Raw genomic sequence first — 22,812 nt, 5'->3', positions numbered from 1 at the left:
TTCCAGACCCAGGGATTCCAAAGACAGAAAAGCGGACAGGCGGAGGATTGCCCCGCCCTGTCCGCTCCGGTTGCTGCGCAGCTTACTTGCGCATCACCTTTTCGGACGGCGTCAATGCCTCGATGTAGGCCGGGCGCGAGAAGATGCGCTCGGCGTACTTGAGCAGGGGGGCGGCGTTCTTGGACAGCTCAATGCCGTAATAGTCCAGGCGCCACAGCAGCGGAGCGATGGCCACGTCCAGCATGGAGAAGTTCTCGCCCAGCATGTACTTGTTCTTGAGGAACACGGGAGCCAGCTGCGTCAGGCGGTCGCGGATATGGGCGCGCGCCTTTTCCAGGGCCTTTTCGTTGCCCTTGGCATTGCGCTCTTCCAGAGCGCTCACATGCACGAACAGTTCCTTCTCGAAGTTCAGCAGGAACAGGCGCACGCGGGCGCGGTCCACCGGGTCGCCAGGCATGAGCTGGGGATGGGGGAAGCGCTCGTCGATGTACTCGTTGATGATGTTCGATTCGTACAGGATCAGGTCGCGCTCCACCAGGATCGGCACCTGGCCATAGGGATTCATCACGCTGATTTCTTCGGGCTTGCTGAACAAGTCCACATCGCGGATTTCGAAATCCATGCCTTTTTCAAACAGCACAAAGCGGCAGCGGTGTGAAAAGGGGCAGGTCGTTCCCGAATAAAGCACCATCATGGTGGAGGCTCCTAAAAATCAAAAAGAGTGGGACACCCACGGCGCCCACTCTGCACTAACACGGTTTGGCTGCAGACAGCATCTGCGCGGCAGCAAAGTTTTACTTGACGTCTTTCCAGAACGCGGCGTTCAGGCGCCATGCCACAAAGATGAAGAAGGCCAGGAAGACCAGCACGCCAACCCCTACCCGGGTGCGCGTGTTCTGGGCCGGCTCCCCCATCCATTGCAGGTAATTCACCAGATCGCCAACGGCCTGATCGTACTGCACTGAGGTCATCGTGCCGGGAGACAGCTGTTCCCAACCCTTGAAGACCTGGGTTTTAGAGCCGTGCTCCTCGACCTCCTCGAAGACGGCACGGCGCTCACCCTGCAGCTGCCACAGCACATGCGGCATGCCTACGCTAGGAAAGGCGAGATTATTCCAGCCTGTGGCCTTGGTGTCATCCCTGTAGAAAGTACGCAAGAAGGTATAGAGGTAATCGGCACCCGTGCCGCCCGCCCCGGCACGCGAGCGCGCAATCACCGTCAGGTCCGGCGGATTGGCGCCGAACCACTCCTTGGCTTCCTTGGGATTGATGGCGGCCTTCATGGTCTCGCCCACCTTGTCAGTGGTGAACAACAGGTTGTCCTTGATCTCCTGATCGGTCAGGCCGATGTCCTTCAGGCGGTTGAAGCGCATGAAGGCGGCGGAGTGGCAGCTCAGGCAGTAATTGACGAACAGCTTGGCGCCGTTCTGCAAGGAAGCGGTATCGGTGGTGTTGACCGGCGCCTTGTCCCAATGGATGCCGCTTTCGGAGGCCTGGGCTCCGGCAGCAAAACCCACAGCCGCCACCAAGGTGAGGATGAACTTCTTCATTGTTGTTTTCTCCAGCTTCAGTGTGGCTTGAATGTCACGCGCTCGGGCACGGCCTTCATCTCGCCCTTGCGGCTCCACCACGGCATGAGCAGGAAGAAGCCGAAATAGAACAGCGTACCGACTTGCGACACCTTCTCGCCCACCGGCGACGGAGGCTGGACCCCCAGATAGGCCAGGATGACGAAGTTCAGCACAAACACGGCATACACATATTTGTGCCAGCTGGGACGATAGCGGATCGACTTGACCGGGCTGCAGTCGAGCCAGGGCAGCGCGAACAGGATGATGACGGCACCGCCCATGACCACCACGCCCCAGAACTTGGCGTCGATGGATAGCATCATGGCGATCACACCCAGGGCAATCACACCCACTGCGCCCTTGACAAAAGAGGGCAGGCGCGATTTGAGGATGCCATAACCGGCGCCCAGCACCACGCAGGCGATCAGCACATACATCATCTCGCTGGTGATGGCACGCAGCATCGAATAGAACGGCGTGAAGTACCAGACGGGCGCGATGTGGTTGGGTGTCTTGAGCGGATCGGCCGGAATGAAGTTGTTGTATTCCAGGAAATAGCCGCCGAACTCGGGGGCAAAGAAAACCACGGCCGAGAACAGGAACAGGAACACCGTCACGCCGAAGATGTCATGCACCGTGTAGTAGGGATGGAACGGCACGCCATCGAGCGGACGGCCCTTTTCATCCTTGGGCGCATTCGGGCCCTTGATCTCGATGCCATCGGGATTGTTCGAGCCCACGTCATGCAGCGCCAGCAAATGGGCCACGACCAGACCCAGCAGCACCAGCGGCACCGCTATCACATGGAAGCTGAAGAACCGGTTCAGCGTCGCGTCGCCCACCACATAGTCGCCACGGATCAGCAGCGCCAGGTCGGGGCCGATGAAGGGTATCGCGGAGAACAGGTTCACGATCACCTGGGCGCCCCAGTACGACATCTGGCCCCAGGGCAGCAGATAGCCCATGAAGGCCTCGGCCATCAGCACGAGGAAGATGGCGCAACCGAAGATCCATACCAGTTCGCGCGGCTTGCGGTAGGAACCGTACAGAAGCCCACGGAACATGTGCAGATAGACGACGATGAAGAAAGCAGACGCACCCGTGGAGTGCATGTAGCGGATCAGCCAGCCCCAGGGCACGTCGCGCATGATGTACTCGACCGAGGCAAATGCCTTGTCGGCATCCGGCTTGTAGTGCATCACCAGGAAGATGCCGGTGACGATCTGGATCACCAGCACCAGCAGCGCCAGCGAGCCGAAGATGTACCAGAAGTTGAAGTTCTTGGGCGCGTAGTATTCCGACATGTGGACGCGATAGGCGTCGAATGCCGTCGGAAAGCGGTTCTCCAGCCAGTTCATGGCCTTGGCGCCGGAGGTGGCGTTCGGGTCAATTTGCTTGAATTCGTGGGCCATTGCTCTTGTCTCCCTCAGGCGGTCTTCTTGTCTTCACCAATCAGGATCTTGGTGTCAGACAGATACATGTGCGGGGGCACCTGAAGGTTGTCCGGCGCGGGCTTGTTCTTGAACACGCGGCCGGCCATGTCGAAGGTCGAGCCATGGCAGGGACACAGAAAGCCGCCCTTCCAGTCGCTGGGCAGCGAGGGCTGGGGGCCGGCCTGGAACTTGTCCGTGGGAGAACAGCCCAGATGCGTGCAGATGCCGACCACCACGAGGACTTCGGGCTTGATGGAGCGATTCTCGTTGCGCGCGTAGGGAGGAGTGAATTCGTCGGGATGCCGTTCGGACTTGGGGTCGGCCAGCTCACCGTCGAGCGATGGCAGATCCTTGAGCTGTTCGGATGTGCGCTTGATGATCCATACCGGCTTGCCGCGCCACTCTACGGTGAGCTTCTCGCCTTCCTTGAGGGTGGAAATGTCCACCTCTACCGCTGCACCGGCTGCCTTCGCCTTCTCGGAGGGCTGGAAGGAGCTCACGAAAGGGACGGCTGTCGCCACGCCGCCCACGGCACCAGCGCATGCCGACGTGATGATCCACGTGCGTTTGCTGGAGTCCACTGGAGAGTCACTCATGGATTTCCTCGAAGTACATCGCTTGATTGGGGTCAGCGATAAATTGTAGCGGTGGGGTCATGGTTATTCCAGCCGCCGTCTGACGTTGACAGATACCAAAGTCGCGCAATACTGCGCTATCTCAAACTCTCAGTGACTGGAATTGCTATGGGGATGATGCAAGAATTCCGCGAGTTCGCAATCAAGGGAAACGTGGTAGATCTGGCAGTCGGCGTGATCATCGGCGGAGCATTCGGCAAGATCGTCGATTCTGTCGTCAACGACCTCATCATGCCGGTTGTCGGCCTGGTGTTCGGCAAGCTGGATTTCTCCAATCTGTTCATCACGCTGGGCCATGTGCCGGATGGCACGCCCATGACACTGGATGCGCTCCGGAAAGCCGGCGTTCCCGTGTTTGCCTACGGCAACTTCATCACTGTTGCCGTTAACTTCCTGATTCTCGCCTTCATCATCTTCATGATGATCAAGCAGATCAACCGCCTCAAGCGCCAGGCGCCGGCCGAGCCGGAGGCACCTGCCGCCCCTGCGCCCACCCCCGAGGACATCGTGCTGCTGCGCGAGATCCGCGACAGCCTCAACCGCCCCCGCTAAGCCATCTCCACGCAATCCAAAGCCCGCCAAGGCAATGCGCCTGGCGGGCTTTTTTGGTGCGACCCGATCCCAGGAAGTCAGGCCTTGCTTCGCGCAGCAGCCGCACCCGTGGCCGTGTCACAGCGACCCCAGAGAGTCACAGCGCCAGGCTGCGGGCCATGCGCACGGCCTCGACCAGGCTGTCCGCATCGGCCACACCCCGGCCCGCAATGTCGAAGGCCGTGCCATGGTCGGGGCTGGTGCGCACCAGCGGCAGCCCCAGCGTGACATTGACGCCTTTTTCCACGCCCAGATATTTGACTGGGATCAACCCTTGGTCGTGGTACATAGCCAACACCACATCGAATTCACCGGGGTGGCCGGGCGCGTTGCGCGCCCGCATGAAGATCGTGTCCGGCGCAAACGGCCCATGGACATCCATTCCCTCGGCGCCAGCCTGGGCGATGGCCGGGGCGATGATGGCGATCTCTTCCTCGCCGAAAAGCCCGCCCTCGCCTGCATGCGGATTGAGCCCTGCCACGCCGATGCGTGGCGCGCGGCCCAGGTGGCGCGACAGTGCCGCATGGGTGATGCGAAGCGTCTGCAGGACCTGGGGCTGCGTCACCGCGGCAATCGCCTCGCGCAGGGAGACATGGATGCTGACGAGCACGGTGCGCAGCTCGTCGTTGGCCAGCATCATGCGCACCGGCATCTCGGCCAGCGGCACGCCCGCATGGGCTGCGGCCTCGGCCTGCAGCAGCTCGGTATGGCCGGGAAACTTCACACCGGCCAGCGACAGCGCCTCCTTGTGCAGCGGCGCGGTCACCAGCGCCGCAATCTCGCCACGCAAGGCTGCTTGCGCGGACCAGGTCACGCAGCGTGCGGCAGCCTCCCCGGCCAGGGCACTGACCTCTCCGTAGGGCTGGGGACCTGGCAGATCCGGCAGCGCCAGCAGGGGGATGGTGCCGGGCGGCACGCTCCATGCGTCCCGGGGCTTGTCGATCACGGCAATCGGCTGCGCAATGCCCTGCTCGCCGCCGCACACATGGGCAACCAGCGCCGTGGCACGGCGCAGCGTCTGCAGCTCGCCAACCACAAAGCAGCCTTGCAGGTGCTGCGCAGAGCCGGCAAAGGCCTTGGCAATGATTTCCGGGCCGATGCCGGCGCTGTCGCCCTGGGTGATGGCGATGGGGGCGGTGGCGTCTGGTATGGAAGAGGTAGGGGACATGGCAGTGAAATCAGCATCCAGCGCTTTGCAGCCAAGCGTTTCAAGCGATCAGATTGAAAGTATCAGGCCGGATTGTCGATGTCGATGAAACGGTGCTCCAGCCCCAGCTCCGCCGCCACATGGGCCGCCAGCGCGGGAGCGCCGTAGCGCTCGGTCGCATGGTGGCCGGCCGCAATGAAGACAGTGCCGGTTTCGCGCGCCAGATGGGCTTGCGGTTCGGAGATCTCGCCCGTGATATAGGCATCGGCGCCTGCGGCAATCGCGGCTTCGAAAAAGCCCTGGGCGCCGCCGGTGCACCAGGCAATCCTGCGCAGCGGCTTTGGGGCCGGGCCGTCAGCCACGGTGACCTCGCGCCCCAGCGCAGCACGGACATGGGCGGCCAGTTGCTCCGCCGAGGCAAAGTCCGCCTTGGCCAGCCAGCCCAGGTTTTGCTCGCCAAAAGCTGCCTCGCCCTGCAGGCCCAGCCGCGCCCCCAGCTGCGCATTGTTGCCCAGCGCGGGATGGGCATCCAGCGGCAGATGGTAGGCAAACAGATTGATGTCGTGCGCCAGCAGCAGGCGGATGCGTTCCTTGAGCCAGCCGGTGATGCGCCCGTCCATGCCGCGCCAGAACAGGCCGTGGTGCACAAAGATGGCGTCGGCCTTGTCGGCAATCGCAGCCTCGATCAGTGCCCGGCTGGCCGTCACGCCGCTGACCAGGCGTTTGATCTCGCGCCTGCCCTCGACCTGCAGGCCGTTGGGGCCATAGTCCTTGAAGCGCTCGGGCTGCAGCAGGCCGTCGAAGCAGGACAGGAGTTGGTTTCGCTCAATGCTCATGCGGCTATTGTGCCAAGCAGGCGCGGGCCGGACATGAAAAAGGGCAGCCCGCAGGCCGCCCCGGATCCGTCATGCGGAATCAAGCCGCCATCAGGCCTTCTTCGCCTGCCATCCCTTGCATGCCAGCGGCCAGAAGCCCATGGCCACGCCCAGCACGCCCATGGCGGCGACATAGTGGGCAGGGGCCAGCACATCCACCTGCTGCCACACCGACACCAGCATGGGCGTCAGGCCGCCGAACACGGCATAGGCCATGTTGTAGGAGAAGGACAGGCCGGTGAAGCGCACCTCCGGCGGGAAGGCCCTCACGCCCACCACCGGCAGCAGCGAGATGCTGCCCACGAAGAAGCCCACGGTCGCATAGGTGCAGACCAGCGAGGCCTCGGTGCCCGGCAGGTTCAGATAGAACAGATAGGTGGTGAGCGTCATGCCGCCCCAGCCCAGCACCATGGCGCCGCGCGTGCCGATCCTGTCGGACAGCCAGCCCCAGAACACGCAGCCGATCGTCAGCGTCACCGTGGCCACGGCATTGGCCTTGAGCGCCATGGCCGGCACGATGTGGAACACCTTCTGCAGATACGAGGGAGTGAACAGAATCACCACCACGATGGCCGTGGACAGCACCCAGGTCATCAGCGCCACCACCACGCAGGCCTGGCGATGCTCGCGCAAGATGGTCTTGATGGGCAGCTCGCGGTCGGCCTGCTTGCGTGCCTGCAGCTCCTGGAAGATGGGTGTCTCATGCAGGAACTTGCGCAGATACACCGATACCAGCCCGAACACGCCGCCCAGCAGGAACGGGATGCGCCAGGCCCAGTCGTGGATTTCGGCCGAGCTGTAGGTGCTGTTGAGCCAGACGCCGATGATGGAGCCCAGGAAGATGCCGCCGGTAATGCCCGAAGTCAGCGAGCCGATGGCAAAGCCGTAGCGCTTGGCCGGCGCATGCTCGGCCACGAAGACCCAGGCACCGGGCATCTCGCCGCCGATGGCCGCGCCCTGCATCACGCGCATCAGCAGCAGCAGGATGGGCGCGGCAATGCCCCAGCTCTCGTATGTGGGAAGCAGGCCGATGATCAGCGTGGGCAGCGCCATCAGGAAGACGGACAGCGTGAACATCTTCTTGCGGCCCAGGATGTCGCCGAAGTGGGCGATCAGAATGCCGCCGATGGGGCGCGCCAGATAGCCGGCCGCGAAAATGCCCAGCGTCTGCAGCTGGCGCAGCCAGTCCGGCATCGCGGCCGGGAAAAACAGCGAGCCGATCACATTGGCGAAAAAGACGAACACCACGAAGTCGTAGAACTCCAGCGTTCCGCCCAGGGCAGACAGGCCCAGGGTCTTGTAGTCCTCGCGATTCAGAGAACGGTGGGGCACGCCGGCCGCCGGGGCGGCAGGCAATGCATGGTCAAGCGTAGTCATGTGTTTCCTAGAGCGAACAGCAAGACAGCGCGGAAGTCGCCGCGGCAACGGGTCAGCGTGCAGCGGCAAACCGGTCACGGCAGGCCTGGTGTGCCAGGCCCAGTCCATCCGAACACGGCCGCTTGGTGGGCGGCCACTTCGGCAAACGGCGATGCAGGCGCAGTCGAAAATTCATTCTAGGGTTAGCACTCATGGCTGCCGCACTGAAAAAACTATATGCGACAGCATTCCTATGCCTTGCGGGCGCTGCATTCCTGCCGGGTTTGCGCTAGGCATCGCGGCGGCCGTTTTTCTTGCCACGCCCATTGCGGCGGCCATGCTTCACAATGGGGCCTTGTCCCGCCCTTTATTCATACGGATTACATGAAACGCACCTGGCTGCTGTTTTCCCAAGCCGTCACCGTTCTGGTGGCTATGTATTTTGTAGTAGCAACCCTGCAGCCAGACTGGCTCCGCAGCCAGGCTACGCGCAGCAACGCCGGTATTTCGCTGCTGCAGGCACCCGCCCTGCCCGCCGGCGAGACGGCGCCCGGCAGCTTTGCGCCGGCCGCGCGCAAGGCGGCTCCGGCCGTGGTCAGCATCAACACCAGCAAGGCCGTGCGCCATCCACGCGCCAACGATCCCTGGTTCCAGTTCTTCTTCGGCGACCAGGGCCCGCAGGAGCAATCTGGTTTGGGAAGTGGTGTCATCATCAGTCCAGATGGCTACATCCTCACCAACAACCATGTGGTCGAGGGCGCCGACGACATCGAGGTCACGCTGACCGACAGCCGCCAAGCCAAGGCCACCGTCATCGGCACCGATCCCGAGACCGATCTCGCCGTGCTCAAGATCAACCTGGACAAGCTGCCCGTCATCGTGCTGGGCAACTCCGACCAGGTGGCCGTGGGCGACCGCGTGCTGGCCATCGGCAATCCCTTCGGCGTGGGCCAGACCGTGACCAGCGGCATCATCAGCGCGCTGGGCCGCAGCCAGCTGGGCATCAACACCTTCGAGAACTTCATCCAGACCGATGCCGCCATCAACCCCGGCAACTCCGGCGGCGCGCTGGTGGACATCAGCGGCAACCTGCTGGGCATCAACACGGCCATCTACTCGCGCTCGGGCGGCAGCATGGGCATAGGCTTTGCGATCCCCGTCTCCACGGCCAAGATGGTGCTGGACGGCATCGTCAAGGACGGCAAGGTCACGCGCGGCTGGATCGGCGTCGAGCCCAACGAGCTCTCTCCCGAGCTGGCCGAAACCTTCGGCGTCAAGGCCGATTCCGGCGTCATCATCACCGGCGTGCTGCAGGCCGGTCCTGCCGCCCAGGCCGGCATGCGCCCGGGTGACGTGATCGTGAAGGTGGGCGACACGCCCACGCGCAACGTCTCGGAACTGCTGACCGCCGTGGCCGCCCTCAAGCCCGGCCAGGCCACGACCTTCGACGTGCGCCGCGGCGACAGCAGCGTGGAGCTCAACATCACGCCCGGCCTGCGGCCCTCGGCCAATGCGGCCCAGCAGCAGCCACGCCGCCGCTGAGCCACCGCGGCACAACGCAAAAGCCGGCGCTTCGCACCGGCTTTTTTCATGCTGGAACCATCGGAGTCACCGGCACCGCACTTCAATAACCATAGCTGCAGGCGCCATCCCGATCATCGGTTCAATACAAAACCAGCCCTAACCTCTTATTCATTGGGCGCAGGCAGCTATCAAAAAAAGGCCCCGGAATTGCTCCCGGGGCCCTGCTGCAGGGTACGCGCTCCTGGCGCAACGGTCACTGGCCGTCGGCCGGCTTGTCGACCGCGGTCTGCGTCCCTTCCTCGTCGGGCGCGCGCGAGACGCGGCTGAACCAGCCCGCGCCCAGAATCCCCACTTCGTAGAGCAGGCACATGGGCACGGCCAGCGCCAGCTGCGAAATCACGTCGGGCGGCGTGAGCACGGCGGCCACGATGAAGGCCAGCACCACGAAGTAGCCGCGGAAGGACTTGAGCTTGGCAATGTCCACCAGGTCGAAGCGCACCAGCAGCATCACCACGATGGGCACCTGGAAGGCCGCGGCAAACGCCAGGTACAGCGACAAAATGGCTTCCACGTACGAGGCGATGTCGGGCGTGGCCGCCACGCTGGAAGGCGTGAAGTGCTGGATGAAGTTGAACATCTTGTCCAGCACGAAGAACTGCACGAAGCCGATGCCCATGTAGGCCAGCAGGCTGCCGAAGACGATCAGCGGCAGCGCGAACTTCTTCTCGTGGCTGTACAGGCCGGGCGCCACAAAGGCCCAGATCTGGTACATCAGCCAGGGCAGCACGGCCAGCACGGCCACCATCAGCAAGACCTTGAGCGGTATGAAGAACGGCGAAAACACGCCCACGGCAATCAGCTTGGCGTCGGGCGGCATATGGGCCTTGATCGGATGGGCGATGAAGTCCATCAGCCTGTCGGGGCCGGGCCACAGGCTCAGGGCGATGACGGCCACTGCAATGCCGTAAATGCAGTACAGCAGGCGGTCGCGCAGCTCCATCAGGTGCTGCACGAACGGCTGCTCGGTGCCGGCCAGCTCGTCTTCTTTAGGAGAAAAATCGGACATGGTGCAAAACGGGATCAGGGCCGGTGCCGCCCTGTGCGCTGGAAACAGAAACACGGCCCGCATTCCGCAGGCCCAGGCAGCGTGCGGGCCGGGTGGCCGCAGCGCCAGGCGCCTTTTTGGAGGATGCGGCTCCTGAAAATCCGCAGGCCCGCCAATGCGGGCCCTCGGGTCTGCGAATGCGGCCGCCAGGGCGGGGTGCCGGGAAAGCGACGGCCCGCTGGCCGCGTGCCAGCATGCTAGCGGAACTTCTGCGGACGAAAGCGCGCCACGCGCGCCGCACCCGACTGGGCCTTGGTGCGCACGCCGGCGCGGGCCTTGTACCACTGGGGCACGGCCGCGCGCTTGACCCGCCAGTTCTTGCGCGGATGCCGGTAGGTGGGCACCACGGCGCTGTGCGAGCCGGAATCGACGCCGGATTCGAAGGCCGAGGCCGAAGTCATCGGGGCATCGTCGCGCAGGTCCCGGGTGGCGTCTTCCCAGCCCTTTTCCAGCTGGGAAGTCTGCGCGTGGATGCTCTGCTCCACATCGCGCGCCGCGGTCTCCACGCTCTCCTTCATCTTGCGCAGCTCGTCGAGCTCCATGGAGCGGTTCACCTCGGCCTTGACGTCGGCCACATAGCGCTGCGCCCTTCCAAGCATGGTGCCCGCCATGCGGGCCACGCGCGGCAGCTTCTCGGGACCGATGACCACCAGGGCCACGGCTCCGATGAGCGCCATTTTGGACAGGCCAATATCAAACATGTGTCAGTGCCGCCGGATCAGCTCTTTTGCTTGGCTTCCACGTCGATCGTGGCCTTGTCGGCGGCATTCTGGTTGGCGACCTGGCCGGCCACAGCATCGCTGCTGCCGTCGCTGGCACCGTCCTTCATGCCGTCCTTGAAGCCCTTGACCGCGCCGCCCAGGTCGGTGCCGATGTTCTTGAGCTTCTTGGTGCCGAACACCAGAACCACGATGAGCAGCACGATCAGCCAGTGCCAGATGGAAAACGAACCCATGACTATCTCCTAACGAATTGCAATCCATTTTAGACGGCCACCGCGCAGGCCGCCGCCCAATGCCCCACAAAAGCAGCACGGGCTTGGGCGCCGGCAACCAGCGCCGCGCCTCGGGGGGTCACCCTTTCTTCCAGGGGCGGGGGCCGCCCAGCACGTGGATGTGCAGGTGGTGCACCTCCTGGCCGCCTTCGGTCCCCGTATTGACCATCAGGCGAAAGCCGCCGTCGGGATAGGGATTGCAGCCCTGCTCCGCGGCCAGCCGCGGGGCCAGCGCCAGCATGCGGCCCAGCAGCGCGGCATCGCCGGCCGAGACCTGGGCCATGGACGGGATGTGCTTCCTGGGAATCATCAGGAAGTGCACGGGCGCCGAAGGGTTGATGTCGTGGAAGGCAAAGACTTCCTCGTCCTCGTATACCTTGCGCGACGGAATCTCGCCCTTGGCAATGCGGCAGAAAATGCAGCTGGAATCGTAGTGGGAATCGTGGTCGTGCATGCGTACTTATCAATTCAATGGTTGCGCCACTCACCTCTTGAGACGGGCGCGTTCCAGGCGAGAAACGGCCAGAGGGCCCAAGCCGGCCGCGCCGCCCCGCAGCAAAGGCCGTCGTCCCGTTGCACGCCGCCCCTTCCCGGGGAACGCGGCGCAGCCGCTCAGGAGGTCATCACACAGCATTGTCGTTGAAACGCAGGGTCTGGCGCACGCCGATGTCCTGCCGGTGCTCGTGCAGCCAGCGCTGGCCCTGCTCACGCCCGAGGTCGAACAGATCGTGCACCATGTTGATGTCGGCCCGCGTCTTGCTGGAGGCGCCGTATCCCTTCAGGACCGCGCCGCCGTCGATGCGGTGCATGAGCACATGCTTGTAGCGCTCGGAATCCAGGCGCTTTTGCTCCAGCAGCCGGGTAACGAATTCGATGGCGCGCAGTTCGGCCAGCAGGCTGGCGTTGAAGGTCACCTCGTTCATGCGGTCCATGATGTCGCCGGCCGTGCTCGGCAGCTCGATCGACTCCTTGGGGTTGATCTGCACCAGCAGGATGTCGCGGCTGCGCGTGCCGTAGATCAGCGGATATAGCGCGGGATTGCCCGAAAAGCCGCCGTCCCAGTAGTATTCGCCGTCGATCTCCACGGCCTTGAACAGCTGCGGCAGGCAGGCAGAGGCCATGATGGCGTCGGCCGTGACCTTCTCGCCCGAGAAGATCTGGCCGCGCCCGGTGCGCACATTGGTGGCGCAGACGAAGAGCTTGGGCACCGCCGAGGGATGGGCGGGATGCACGAGCTGCTCGAAATCAACAATCCCTTCCAGCAGCTTGCGCAGCGGGTTGAAATTGAGCGGATTGGTCTGGTAGGGCGACCAGAAGTGGTTGAGCATGCCCATCAGCGGCCCGTTGGCCAGCGGCACGCCCCAGGTCAGGCTGCCCATGGCGCCCACGCCTTCCCAGAGATCGCGCAGCGACTTGCGGGCCAGTTCGCGGCCCCGCTGGCGCGCGGCATCCACCGTTTTTTCCTCGGCCGCGGCCTGCGCGAAGCCGTGGGCCAGCACCACCGCATTCATGGCGCCGGCGCTGGTGCCGCTGATGCCTTCCAGCACCAGCGTCTCGTCCTCCAGCAACGCATCGAGCACGCCCCAGGTCAGCGCCCCGTGGGAGCCACCGCCCTGCAGGGCCAGATTGAGCACGGTTTGCGTTGCCTGGGCCATATATGGATCCTGTGGTGTCAAGGTTGTAACAGGACACCAGCTTAGCCGCGGTGCGTCAAGAGGGGCGAGCCTGTCCGCCCGTCCTGCTGTCAGCAAAATGGCGGCAAGCGGCGCCCATGAAAAAGCCCCTGCCGGCAACGGCAGGGGCTTGGGGTGTGGAGCGGCACGGCTCCTCAGTCCATGACGGCACGGTGGGCATTCATCGCCACCATGCCGCGCACGATGCGGTACAGGAACCATATGGAGATCAGGCTCCAGGCAATCCAGCCCGGCACGAAGAACAGCAGCCACAGCGGCAGCGTGACCACGTACAGGATGCCGGCCCAGGCCACGCTGCGGATGCGCCAGGAAAAGTGGCTTTCCTGCCAGGTGCCGCGTGCTTCGTCGCGCTTGACCAGATCGATGACCAGCGCGATCAGCAGCAGCACGATGCTGGGCTGGGCGCTGGGCACCACGGCGGCCACGGCCACGACCAGGTGCAGCAGGTAGCTGACCCAGCCCCAGGCCTTCAGGCCTTCCATCTGGGCAGCATCCCGGCCGGGTACGTCGATGATGTCTCTATCGCTCATGAGGCATGTCCTTTCTCCTGGGCTGCACGTTCGTCGGCCTTGCGCAAGGCCTTTTCCTCGAGGCCGCTCAGGCCTTCGCGGCGCTCCAGCTCGGCGATCACCTGGGCGGGCGTCAGGCCGAAGTGGGCCAGTGCGATCATGGAGTGAAACCACAAGTCCGCAACTTCATAAAGGATTTTGCCGGGATCGCCGCCATGCTCCGCATCCTTGGCGGCCATCACGACCTCGGTGGCTTCCTCTCCCACCTTCTTGAGAAAGGCGTCCGGCCCCTTGTGCAGCAGGCGGGCCACATAGCTTTTCTCGGGATCGCCGCCGTTGGCAGGCTTGCGGCTCTCGATCACGGCAGCCAGCCGGGCCAGGGAATCTTGAGACACAGCATCGGAAGTGGTCATAAATCTCTCTTCACGCATCGCACTGGTGGCGATATTCCAAATCGAAGCGGCCTATGCCAGAGGCGGCAAGCAAGGGCCGCCCCGCAGCGAAGTCGCCGTCCCCTTTCAAGGGGAAGCGGCGCGGCCGCTCAGGGGTTACTTATAGATCGTTTCCGGATCTTTCAAGACTGGCTCCACGGGCGTCCATCGGCCACTCCTGAGCACGCTGTAGAAGCAGCTGTGGCGGCCGGTGTGGCAGGCGATGCCGGGCTCGTGGCCGGTCTGGGTGACCTTGAGCAGGATGACGTCGTTGTCGCAGTCGATGCGCAGCTCGTGCACGGTCTGCACATGGCCCGACTCCTCGCCCTTGAACCACAGCTTGCCGCGCGAGCGGCTGAAGTAGACGGCGCGGCCCAGTTCGGCCGTCTTCTGCAATGCCTCGCGGTTCATCCAGGCGAACATCAGCACGTCGCCCGTGTCCTTCTCCTGCGCGATGACGGGCACCAGCCCCTTGTCATCCCATTTGACCTGATCGAGCCAATCCATGGTTCACTCCTGAATCCGGAGCAGCCTGCGCCATTCATCCAATGGATTCCATATCAAGATGATCTGAAATCCCTTCAATTCATGCGCAAGCCGCTATGTTTTTTAAAGACGCACGGGAATGCCGCGTGCGCGCATGCATTCCTTGGCCTGCTGCACGGTGTATTCGCCGTAGTGGAAGATGCTGGCTGCCAGCACGGCATCGGCGCCGCCCTGGGTCACGCCGTCGGCCAGGTCCTCCAGATTGCCCACGCCGCCCGAGGCGATCACGGGTACCTGCACGGCGTCGCTGACAGCGCGCGTGAGCCGCAGGTCGAACCCGCTCTTGGTGCCGTCGCGGTCCATGCTGGTCAGCAGGATCTCGCCCGCGCCGCGGCGCGCCATCTCCATCGCCCATTGCACGGCATCGAGCCCGGTGTTCTTGCGCCCGCCGTGGCTGTAGACGTCCCAGCCCTCGCCCACGGGCTTGCCATCGGCGCCGATGCGCTGCGTATCCTCGGCCGAGCGGCGCTTGGCGTCGATCGCCACCACGATGCACTGCGCGCCGTACTTGTCGCTGGCCGCGTTGATCACGTCGGGGTTGGCGATGGCCGCCGAGTTGAAGCTGGTCTTGTCGGCCCCTGCGTTGAGCAGGCGGCGCACGTCTTCCACGGTGCGCACGCCGCCGCCCACCGTGAGCGGAATGAAGACCTGGCTGGCCACGGCCTCGATGATGGGCAGGATCAAGTCGCGCCCGTCGCTGGTGGCCGTGATGTCGAGAAAAGTCAGTTCGTCGGCGCCCTGGGCGTTGTAGCGGGCCGCGATTTCCACCGGATCGCCGGCATCGCGCAGCTCCACGAAGTTGACGCCCTTGACGACGCGGCCACCGGTCACGTCGAGGCAGGGGATGATGCGTTTGGCCAGCATGGAAAGCCTTCTAGAACAACAACAGAAAACGGGCGAAAAATCACAGCGCGCGCAGATGCTGCGCGGCCTGCCAGCGTCCGCCGGGCGCCAGGACCACGGGCGCGTCGATGGCCGCAGCCTCCACGCACAGCATGTGCTGCCAGCTGTCCGGCGCCATGTCGGGCAGGCGCGCGCACAGCTCGGGGCCCGGATTCCAGACCACGGTCTCGCTCCAGGCTTCATCCTGGGCAATCTGCAGCAAGGGCTGCGATGACAGAGTTTGCAGCCGCAGCGCCTGGGCGGCGCGCGGATAGACGCGATCGGTCTCCACGCCAAAGCGCACGGCTCCGGTCTGCACGGGATGCGTGTCGGCACCGGCACCGGCCGCCGCAGCATTCCAATAGACGAGACCATCCAGCCCCTGCAGCTCGATCTGCTCGGCGCCGGGCACCAGCAGATAGCTGTGCAGCGCGGCGGTGAACGGCAGGTCCTGCGCGCCGCGGTTGTGCACGGCCAGGCGCACGGTCAAGGCGCCGGGATGCAGCTCCACCGTCAGCAGCGCCTCGAAAGCATGGGGCCAGACGGCGCGCGTGGCCACGCTGTCTTCCAGGCGCAGCGTGATCTGCAGGCCACCGCCTTCGGCAGGCCTGGCATCCCCGGGCTGGCCGGACCAGGCCAGGGTGCGCGCAAAGCCGTGCTTGACCAGCGGGCCGCGCTGGTTGAACTGCGGAAAGCAGACCGGAATGCCGCCGCGGATCGGCGTGTGTCCGTCGTGCGCGGCCCGCGGGCTGACGAACAGGCGCTCCTGCCCCCGGCTGATCCAGGACAGCACCTGCGCACCCTGCAGGGCGATCAGCGCGCTGTCCCCGCCGGGCAAGCGCAGGCCGATGGCGGGCAGGCCCCGCCATTCCTGCAGGCGGGCTTCGGAATCACTCACCGGTCAGCTCGTCGGCGCGCGCCTGGCCGGCCGCCAGGTCGAGGTCGCCGGTATAGATGGCACGGCCGCAGATCACGCCTTCGATGCCTTCGTCCTGCACCTTGCACAGGGCTTCGATGTCGGCCATGCCGGCCAGGCCGCCCGAGGCGATGACGGGAATCTTGAGCGACTGCGCCAGCTTGACCGTGGCATCGATGTTGATGCCGCTGAGCATGCCGTCGCGGCCGATGTCGGTGTAGATGATGGATTCCACGCCCCAGTCCTCGAAGCGCTTGGCGGTGGAGATCACGTCCTGGCCCGTGAGCTTGCTCCAGCCGTCGATGGCCACCTTGCCGTCCTTGGCGTCCAGGCCGACGATGATGTGGCCCGCGAACGCGCTGCAGGCATCCTGCAGGAAACCGGGGTTCTTCACGGCGGCCGTGCCGATGATCACGTATTCGATGCCCAGATCGATGTAGCGTTCGATGGTGTCCAGATCGCGGATGCCCCCGCCCAGCTGCACGGGGATCTCGCCGTCCACTTCCTTGAGGATGCTCTTGATCGCCGCCAGGTTCTTGGGCTGGCCCGCGAACGCTCCGTTGAGATCCACCAGATGCAGGCGGCGCGCGCCGGCATCCAGCCACTTCGCGGCAATGGCTGCGGGGTCTTCGCCGAACGTGGTGGATTGGTCCATATCACCCTGGATGAGGCGTACGCAGTGGCCGTCCTTGAGGTCGATGGCGGGGATGAGCAACATGATGGTGGTTGGCTATCAAGTGAGGCCGCTAGAAATGGCCAGTTGAGGAATAACTCGGGGCGGCGCCGATGTGCGGCGCAGCTCCTAGGGCTTCCAGCCCAGGAAGTTGCGAAAGAGCGCCAGGCCCTGGTCCGCGCTTTTCTCGGGGTGGAACTGGGTCGCAAAAATATTATCGCGTGCAACCGCGCAAGCAAAGCGCCCGCCGTAGTCGGCCTCGGCGGCGCAATGCGCGCCCTGTTGCACCTGCGCATAAAAGCTGTGCACGAAGTAGTAGAAGCTGCCGTCGGGAATGCCGCTCCACAGCGCATGCGGCCTGCCGTAGTGTTGCGACTGGTACACCTGGTTCCAGCCCATCTGCGGCACCTTGAAGCGGCTGCCGTCGGCCTGGGTGCGGCCCGCGAGGTCGAACTTGCGCACGTGGCCGGGGATCAGGCCCAGGCCGGGGACATCGCCCTCGTCGCTGTGGTCCAGCAGCATCTGCATGCCCACGCAGACGCCGAACAGCGGCTTGCGGGCCGCCGCGTGCAGCACGGCCTGCTGCAGGCCGCCGCCATGGGCCTCGCGCAGCTCGCGCATGCAGTCGGGCATGGCGCCCTGGCCGGGCAGCACCACGCGGTCGGCGGCCAGCACGACCTCGGGATCGGCCGTGACGACCACGTTCCAGCCGGTGTCCGCGGCAGCCGTGCGCACGGCCTGCGAGACCGAGCGCAGATTGCCCATGCCGTAGTCGACCACGGCCACGGTGTTGTTCTTCAAACTCATAGCAGCTACCGCTTGTAGAGATCGGGTTTGATATTCAAAACGCTTTGAAATGCAGCATGACCAGGCGCTGTTCGCTCCTGATTACAGAGCACCCTTGGTCGAGGGAATCACGCCGGCCATGCGCGGATCATGCTCCAGCGCAAAGCGCAGGGCCCGGGCAAAGGCCTTGAAGATGGTCTCGCACTGGTGGTGGGCGTTGAAGCCCTTGAGGTTGTCGATGTGCAGCGTCACGCCCGCATGGTTGACGAAGCCCTGGAAGAACTCGAACACCAGCTGCGTGTCCAGCTGGCCGATGCTGCCGGCCGTGAACTTCACGTCCATGTGCAGGCCGGGGCGGCCCGAGAAGTCGACGACCACGCGGCTCAGGGCTTCGTCCAGCGGCACGTAGGCGTGGCCGTAGCGGCGTATGCCCTTCTTGTCGCCGATGGCCTTGGCAAAGGCCTGGCCCAGCGTGATGCCGATGTCCTCCACCGTGTGATGGCCGTCGATGTGCAGATCGCCTTCGCAGTGGATGTCCAGGTCGATCAGGCCGTGGCGCGCGATCTGGTCCAGCATGTGGTCGAGAAAGCCGATGCCCGAATGCAGCTGGGCCTTGCCCGTGCCGTCGAGGTTGACCCGCACCTGCACGCGGGTCTCGGCCGTGTTGCGCTGCACCTCGGCGGTGCGCGGCAGGTCTTGGGCTACGGAGGGGACGATATTGCTCACAGGGATTCCTTCAAGGCCGCCAGCATCTGGGCGTTTTCTTCGCGGGTGCCCACGGTCAGGCGCAGGCAGTTGACCAGCAGCGGGTGCATGGCCGATACGTTCTTCACCAGCACGCCGCGCGCCTTCATCTCGGCCTGGGCGCGGCCTGCGTCGCGCACGCGCAGCAGCACCATGTTGGCCTCCGAGGGCCAGACCTTCTCCACGCCGTCCAGGGCGCGCAGGGCGTTGATCAGCGGCTGGCGTTCGGCGCGGATGGCCGCGGCCTGGCCGGCGTACAGGCTTTCGTGCTCCAGCGCGAAGATCGCCGTTTCGCAGTTGAGCACGCTGATGTTGTAGGGCGGGCGCACCTTGTCGATCTCGTTGACGATGGCGGCCGGCCCGATCAAATAGCCCAGGCGCGCGCCCGCCAGGCCGAACTTGGAGAGGGTGCGCATCAGCAGCACATGGGCATTGCGCGCGGGTTCGTCGCGCATGCGCGTGATCCAGCTGCGGCTGGCAAAGGGCTGGTAGGCCTCGTCCATGACCACCAGGCCGCCTGTGCGGGCCACGGCATCGACGATGGCCTGCACCTTGTCCTCGTCCCACAGCGTGGCCGTGGGGTTGTTGGGATAGGCGATGTAGGTGATGGCGGGCTTGTGCCTGGCGATGGCCGCCTGCATGGCCCCCACGTCGAGGTCGAAGTCCGTCGTCAGGTCGACCGAAACAAAATCCAGGCCTTGCAGCTTGGCGCTGAGCGGGTACATCACAAAGCCGGGCATGGGCGCCAGCATCTTGGCTCGGTCGCCTTCGCAGGGCTGGGCCGTGGCCAGCGCCAGCAGCGTGATGATCTCGTCCGAACCGTTGCCCAGCAGCACGGCCGAGCCCGCGGGCGCCCCGGCATACTCGGCCAGCATCTGCTTGAGCACTTCCAGGCGCTCGCCCGGATAGCGGTTGATCTCCAGCGCCCCCAGGTGCTCGCCCAGCTTGCGCTGCAGCTCGGCCGGCAGGCGGTAGGGATTTTCCATCGTGTCCATCTTGAGCAGGCCCTGCGCGGGCTGCACATGGTAGGCCTGCATGGCGCGCACGTCGGCACGGATGCGTTGCAGGGCTTTGGCTTGGATGTCTTGAGCAGTCATGGATTCACGCTTTCCGATCAGAATTGCGGGGGGCGCCGGATGGGCGCGCTTCAGGCCTCGTCCAAGGCAGGTGCGTCCTGGTGCAGCGGATGCACCACGGTCACGCCGCCGAATTCCGCGCCATGCGGCAGGTGCAGGCTCAGCATATGGCTGCAGCCGCTGTGCTGGGCGCAGGCCACGGCCAGGCAGTCCCCGAAGGCGAGCTGGTGGCGCGCCTGCACGGCCCAGGCCGTCTCCAGCGTGGCGGCATCGGTCTTCCAGGGCGTCCAGGTCTGGTAGCGGCGGATGGCGGCGCGCGCATCGCCCTGGGGCATGGGCACGGCCGCCGTGGTCACCTGGTCGTAGAACTCCACCAGGGCCTGGTTGCCGGTGCGGCCGGTGCGCGTGCGCCACAGCACGTCCAGCCAGGCCAGCGTGGCGTCATACAGCGCGCCGCCGGCCACGTTCTCTGCCGCGATCAGCACCGAGGTGTCGACAAAGACCGGCGCCATCTCGCTCATGCTGCGGCTCCGGTGCGGGCTGTGCTTGCGCCGGCGGCACGACCGGCGCAAGCACGGCGCGTCACGGTTTTTTCCGCTCCGGCACCGGCCGGCGCCTGCGGAGCCTGCCAGCTGCGCTCGTCGGTGCGCCAGGCCAGGTAGGCGCGCTCGTAGGCGTCCTCGCGGCGCTGCATCTCGGCCATGAAATCGCCCACCATGCGCGAGACGCTGGTGCCGCGCCGCGCAGCTTCCACGCGCGCCCACTCGAGCACGCTGTCCTCCACGGTAATGGTGAGATTCTTCATGGCACCCATGGTACACGAATTTCGTGCAACACGAAATTCGTGTAACCAGGGCAGTACTTCCATCAGGTACCCCTCGGGCTGCGCAGCAAAAAGGCCCGCATATGCGGGCCTTGCAGCATCGGATATCAGCGGCGGTATTGCGGCGGCGGCGCATAGGGCCGCGCAGGGTCGCCGGGAAAGGCCTGGGGGCGGCCGGCCGCGCCCTCGGGCGGACGCCGGGCGCCACCGTCGCGCTCGTTCACACGCACCTCGAACAGGGCCGAACCGATCACGCCCACATTGCGCGCATCGCCTGCCGGCGTATTGTTCGCATAGGCGCGGCCCTTGGCGGCAAAGCGGAAGGCCGCCACCTCGCTGCGGCTCTTGCGAAAGCCATCGATGCGCAGCGTTTCGCCGGGGCGCAGCAGGTAGCCATCGTTGCGCACGCTGCCGGGCTGGCCTGAAAGTACATCCAGGCCGTCCACCGTGGCCACGACCTCGTAGTAGCGGTTGCTGCGGTTGGTGTAGACCAGTTCGTAGCGCTCGCCGCTGCGGCCCGCCACCTGGAAATCCTGGCCGCCGCGCGTGCTGAAGATGGGCAGCGGCCTGCCCTGCCCGTCCTGCACCGACCATTCCACTTCGCCATCGGCCAGCAGCACATTGAGCTGGCGGTCGACACGGCTGCCCAGCGCACGGCGGATGCTGGTCTCATCGGAGTAGCGCAGCTGCGAGACCGCCTGCGGGCGGTCGGGGCTCAGGCGCGTGGCATCCACCGTCCGGATATTGGACTCCCGCCCTTCGCCCCATTGCGTGCCCAGCGTGGATTCTGCCCGGGCCGCGCGCGGCGCCGCCATTCTGGCAGGGGCCGGCGCAGGCGCCGTCTCCGGGGCTGCCGCCACGCCCTGGGAGGGCAGCGGCGTGCCGCAGGCAGCCAGGCCGGCGGCCAGCAGCAGCCCGCCCAGCATCTGCCACCAGCGCAGTCGCCGGGATGTCTCGGCTTGGTTCATCTGGATGCTCCTTGTCTGTTTCAGCCGCCAGAGTGTCGGGGCAAATCCGGCACGGCCGCCGTCAGAAAACATCGGCAGATGAAGGACGCCGCATCGCCCACCTGCCCGCCTCTCCCGCCGGCCGGCGCATCGCCATGAAAAAAGCCGTGGGCAGGCCACGGCTGGTTTGCCAAATACGGGCGCCGGTGCGCGCCCTACTTCAGGCGCATTTCGGCGGCGCGGGCGTGGCCCTGCAGGCCTTCGCCATAGGCCAGCACCGCGGCCGTGCGGCCCAGGGTCTGGGCGCCGGCCTCGCTGACTTCGATGAGGCTGGAGCGCTTCTGGAAGTCGTACACGCCCAGCGGCGAGGAAAAGCGCGCCGTGCCGCTGGTGGGCAGCACGTGGTTGGGGCCGGCGCAGTAGTCGCCCAGGCTCTCGGAGGTATAGGCCCCCAGGAAGATGGCGCCCGCGTGGCGCAGCAGCGGCTCCCAGCGGTGCGGATCACGGCTGGAGACCTCGAGGTGTTCGGGGGCGATGCGGTTGGAAATGGCACAGGCCTCTTCCATGTCGCGGGTCAGGATCAGCGCGCCGCGGTCCGTGAGGCTCTTGGCGATGATGGCCTGGCGCGGCATCTCGGGCAGCAGGCGGTCGATCTCGCGCTGCACGGCTTCGATATAGGCGGCGTCGGGGCACAGCAGGATGGACTGGGCCAGCTCGTCGTGCTCGGCCTGGCTGAACAGGTCCATGGCCACCCACTCGGGCGGCGTGGTGCCGTCGGCCAGCACCAGGATTTCGCTGGGGCCGGCAATCATGTCGATGCCCACGATGCCGAACACGCGCTTCTTGGCGCTGGCCACGTAGGCGTTGCCGGGCCCCGTGATCTTGTCCACCTTGGGAATGGTGGCCGTGCCGTAGGCCAGGGCCGCCACGGCCTGGGCACCGCCGATGGTGAAGGCCCGGTGCACGCCGGCCACGTAGGCGGCGGCCAGCACCAGTGCGTTCTTCTCGCCCCTGGGCGTGGGCACGACCATGATGATGTCCTGCACCCCGGCCACATGGGCGGGAATGGCATTCATGAGCACGCTGGACGGATAGGCGGCCTTGCCGCCGGGCACGTAGATGCCCACGCGGTCCAGCGGCGTGACCTTCTGGCCCAGCAGCGTGCCGTCCTCGTCGCGGTAGCTCCAGCTTTCGCCATTGGCCTTCTTCTGCGCCTCGTGGTAGCTCCTGACGCGGCGCGCGGCGGATTCGAGGGCTTCGCGCTGCTCGGCGGGCAGGCTGTCGAAAGCGGCCTTGAGCTCGTCCTGCCTGAGCTCCAGCCCGGCCATGGCGCCGGCCTGCAGGCCGTCGAAGCGGGCCGTGTATTCGAGCACCGCCGCATCGCCGCGCTGCTGCACGTCGGCCAGGATGTCGGCCACGCGCTGCTCGATGGCCGCATCCGTGTCGGCCGACCAGTGCAGACGCTGCGCAAAATCATGCTCGAATGTGGCGTCGGCGGTTGACAGGCGGGCGGGAGCAGCTACGAATTCCATAGGATTCACCAGGAAGAAAGAT

Annotated in this window: 27 protein-coding genes; 2 read left to right on the top strand and 25 right to left on the bottom strand. The window is 65.3% G+C overall.

The window, feature by feature from the left end; translation table 11 throughout:
• Window positions 1–82: 82 nt before the first annotated feature.
• The 4 genes from V8Z74_RS01265 to petA form a co-directional block, all read right to left on the bottom strand.
• Window positions 83–694, bottom strand: a complete 612-nt coding sequence (locus V8Z74_RS01265; RefSeq protein ID WP_066473414.1) for a glutathione S-transferase N-terminal domain-containing protein — start codon at window positions 692–694, stop codon at window positions 83–85.
• Window positions 695–794: 100 nt separating this feature from the next.
• Window positions 795–1,550: a cytochrome c1 gene (locus tag V8Z74_RS01260; protein ID WP_349707511.1), complete on the bottom strand. Its 756-nt coding sequence runs from the start codon at window positions 1,548–1,550 to the stop codon at window positions 795–797.
• Between the two features lie 17 nt (window positions 1,551–1,567).
• Window positions 1,568–2,983: a cytochrome b gene (locus V8Z74_RS01255; RefSeq protein ID WP_066473419.1), complete on the bottom strand. Its 1,416-nt coding sequence runs from the start codon at window positions 2,981–2,983 to the stop codon at window positions 1,568–1,570.
• A 14-nt stretch (window positions 2,984–2,997) separates the two neighbouring features.
• On the bottom strand, window positions 2,998–3,600 hold the full coding sequence (gene petA, locus V8Z74_RS01250) for a ubiquinol-cytochrome c reductase iron-sulfur subunit (protein WP_349707509.1): 603 nt from the start codon (window positions 3,598–3,600) through the stop codon (window positions 2,998–3,000).
• A gap of 147 nt (window positions 3,601–3,747) precedes the next feature.
• Here petA and mscL point away from each other — a divergent pair, with 147 nt between their 5' ends.
• On the top strand, window positions 3,748–4,191 hold the full coding sequence (mscL, locus tag V8Z74_RS01245) for a large conductance mechanosensitive channel protein MscL (protein WP_066473424.1): 444 nt from the start codon (window positions 3,748–3,750) through the stop codon (window positions 4,189–4,191).
• Window positions 4,192–4,327: 136 nt separating this feature from the next.
• Here the strand turns inward: mscL and pdxA are convergent, their stop codons facing one another.
• The 3 genes from pdxA to V8Z74_RS01230 form a co-directional block, all read right to left on the bottom strand.
• Window positions 4,328–5,398, bottom strand: coding sequence for a 4-hydroxythreonine-4-phosphate dehydrogenase PdxA (pdxA, locus tag V8Z74_RS01240; RefSeq protein ID WP_349707507.1), 1,071 nt, complete (start codon window positions 5,396–5,398; stop codon window positions 4,328–4,330).
• Between the two features lie 62 nt (window positions 5,399–5,460).
• The gene (locus V8Z74_RS01235; RefSeq protein WP_349707505.1) at window positions 5,461–6,213 is read right to left on the bottom strand and encodes a Nif3-like dinuclear metal center hexameric protein; all 753 of its coding nucleotides are present in this window, start codon (window positions 6,211–6,213) and stop codon (window positions 5,461–5,463) included.
• A gap of 90 nt (window positions 6,214–6,303) precedes the next feature.
• A complete protein-coding gene (locus tag V8Z74_RS01230; protein ID WP_066473429.1) occupies window positions 6,304–7,629 on the bottom strand; it encodes an MFS transporter in 1,326 nt (441 codons plus the stop codon).
• A 363-nt stretch (window positions 7,630–7,992) separates the two neighbouring features.
• Here V8Z74_RS01230 and V8Z74_RS01225 point away from each other — a divergent pair, with 363 nt between their 5' ends.
• Window positions 7,993–9,150, top strand: a complete 1,158-nt coding sequence (locus tag V8Z74_RS01225; RefSeq protein ID WP_066473432.1) for a S1C family serine protease — start codon at window positions 7,993–7,995, stop codon at window positions 9,148–9,150.
• Window positions 9,151–9,385: 235 nt separating this feature from the next.
• Here the strand turns inward: V8Z74_RS01225 and tatC are convergent, their stop codons facing one another.
• The 18 genes from tatC to hisD form a co-directional block, all read right to left on the bottom strand.
• A complete protein-coding gene (tatC, locus tag V8Z74_RS01220; RefSeq protein WP_066473435.1) occupies window positions 9,386–10,198 on the bottom strand; it encodes a twin-arginine translocase subunit TatC in 813 nt (270 codons plus the stop codon).
• A gap of 236 nt (window positions 10,199–10,434) precedes the next feature.
• Complete coding sequence (gene tatB, locus V8Z74_RS01215; protein ID WP_066473446.1) at window positions 10,435–10,938, bottom strand: Sec-independent protein translocase protein TatB; 504 nt, start codon at window positions 10,936–10,938, stop codon at window positions 10,435–10,437.
• 17 nt (window positions 10,939–10,955) lie between these two features.
• Window positions 10,956–11,192 (bottom strand): Sec-independent protein translocase subunit TatA, encoded by a 237-nt coding sequence (tatA, locus tag V8Z74_RS01210; protein ID WP_066473449.1) that lies wholly within the window; start codon window positions 11,190–11,192, stop codon window positions 10,956–10,958.
• Between the two features lie 118 nt (window positions 11,193–11,310).
• A complete protein-coding gene (locus V8Z74_RS01205; RefSeq protein ID WP_349707502.1) occupies window positions 11,311–11,685 on the bottom strand; it encodes a histidine triad nucleotide-binding protein in 375 nt (124 codons plus the stop codon).
• A 169-nt stretch (window positions 11,686–11,854) separates the two neighbouring features.
• Window positions 11,855–12,886, bottom strand: a complete 1,032-nt coding sequence (locus V8Z74_RS01200) for a patatin-like phospholipase family protein (protein WP_349707500.1) — start codon at window positions 12,884–12,886, stop codon at window positions 11,855–11,857.
• Between the two features lie 173 nt (window positions 12,887–13,059).
• Window positions 13,060–13,455 carry a DUF4870 family protein gene (locus V8Z74_RS01195; RefSeq protein WP_066473460.1) on the bottom strand — a complete coding sequence of 132 codons (396 nt, stop codon included), beginning with the start codon at window positions 13,453–13,455 and terminating at the stop codon, window positions 13,060–13,062.
• Window positions 13,452–13,847, bottom strand: a complete 396-nt coding sequence (locus V8Z74_RS01190; RefSeq protein ID WP_066473465.1) for a phosphoribosyl-ATP diphosphatase — start codon at window positions 13,845–13,847, stop codon at window positions 13,452–13,454. The genes V8Z74_RS01195 and V8Z74_RS01190 overlap by 4 nt, the downstream gene beginning before the upstream one ends.
• Window positions 13,848–13,982: 135 nt before the next feature.
• A complete protein-coding gene (gene hisI, locus V8Z74_RS01185) occupies window positions 13,983–14,372 on the bottom strand; it encodes a phosphoribosyl-AMP cyclohydrolase (RefSeq protein WP_066473477.1) in 390 nt (129 codons plus the stop codon).
• Between the two features lie 102 nt (window positions 14,373–14,474).
• The gene (gene hisF, locus V8Z74_RS01180; protein ID WP_349707498.1) at window positions 14,475–15,275 is read right to left on the bottom strand and encodes an imidazole glycerol phosphate synthase subunit HisF; all 801 of its coding nucleotides are present in this window, start codon (window positions 15,273–15,275) and stop codon (window positions 14,475–14,477) included.
• Between the two features lie 40 nt (window positions 15,276–15,315).
• Window positions 15,316–16,191 (bottom strand): D-hexose-6-phosphate mutarotase, encoded by an 876-nt coding sequence (locus tag V8Z74_RS01175; protein WP_349707496.1) that lies wholly within the window; start codon window positions 16,189–16,191, stop codon window positions 15,316–15,318.
• Window positions 16,184–16,927, bottom strand: coding sequence for a 1-(5-phosphoribosyl)-5-[(5-phosphoribosylamino)methylideneamino]imidazole-4-carboxamide isomerase (hisA, locus tag V8Z74_RS01170; RefSeq protein ID WP_066473485.1), 744 nt, complete (start codon window positions 16,925–16,927; stop codon window positions 16,184–16,186). Before hisA ends, V8Z74_RS01175 begins: the two co-directional genes overlap by 8 nt.
• 84 nt (window positions 16,928–17,011) lie before the next feature.
• Window positions 17,012–17,689: an imidazole glycerol phosphate synthase subunit HisH gene (gene hisH / locus V8Z74_RS01165; protein ID WP_349707494.1), complete on the bottom strand. Its 678-nt coding sequence runs from the start codon at window positions 17,687–17,689 to the stop codon at window positions 17,012–17,014.
• Window positions 17,690–17,770: 81 nt separating this feature from the next.
• Complete coding sequence (gene hisB / locus V8Z74_RS01160; protein ID WP_066473491.1) at window positions 17,771–18,394, bottom strand: imidazoleglycerol-phosphate dehydratase HisB; 624 nt, start codon at window positions 18,392–18,394, stop codon at window positions 17,771–17,773.
• A complete protein-coding gene (gene hisC, locus V8Z74_RS01155; RefSeq protein WP_066473496.1) occupies window positions 18,391–19,509 on the bottom strand; it encodes a histidinol-phosphate transaminase in 1,119 nt (372 codons plus the stop codon). The genes hisB and hisC overlap by 4 nt, the downstream gene beginning before the upstream one ends.
• A 50-nt stretch (window positions 19,510–19,559) precedes the next feature.
• Window positions 19,560–20,009 carry a PIN domain-containing protein gene (locus V8Z74_RS01150; protein ID WP_245633299.1) on the bottom strand — a complete coding sequence of 150 codons (450 nt, stop codon included), beginning with the start codon at window positions 20,007–20,009 and terminating at the stop codon, window positions 19,560–19,562.
• On the bottom strand, window positions 20,006–20,293 hold the full coding sequence (locus V8Z74_RS01145) for a DUF6364 family protein (protein WP_066474029.1): 288 nt from the start codon (window positions 20,291–20,293) through the stop codon (window positions 20,006–20,008). The genes V8Z74_RS01150 and V8Z74_RS01145 overlap by 4 nt, the downstream gene beginning before the upstream one ends.
• A gap of 125 nt (window positions 20,294–20,418) precedes the next feature.
• A complete protein-coding gene (locus V8Z74_RS01140; protein ID WP_349707492.1) occupies window positions 20,419–21,279 on the bottom strand; it encodes a hypothetical protein in 861 nt (286 codons plus the stop codon).
• A 194-nt stretch (window positions 21,280–21,473) separates the two neighbouring features.
• Complete coding sequence (gene hisD / locus V8Z74_RS01135; RefSeq protein WP_349707490.1) at window positions 21,474–22,790, bottom strand: histidinol dehydrogenase; 1,317 nt, start codon at window positions 22,788–22,790, stop codon at window positions 21,474–21,476.
• Window positions 22,791–22,812: the final 22 nt, after the last annotated feature.

Origin of the sequence: Comamonas sp. w2-DMI, from assembly GCF_040187735.1 — a bacterium.
Lineage (GTDB): Bacteria > Pseudomonadota > Gammaproteobacteria > Burkholderiales > Burkholderiaceae_C > Comamonas > Comamonas terrae.
The sequence above is the reverse complement of the archived record's forward strand: the minus strand, read 5'-3'. Positions and strand labels throughout refer to the sequence as shown.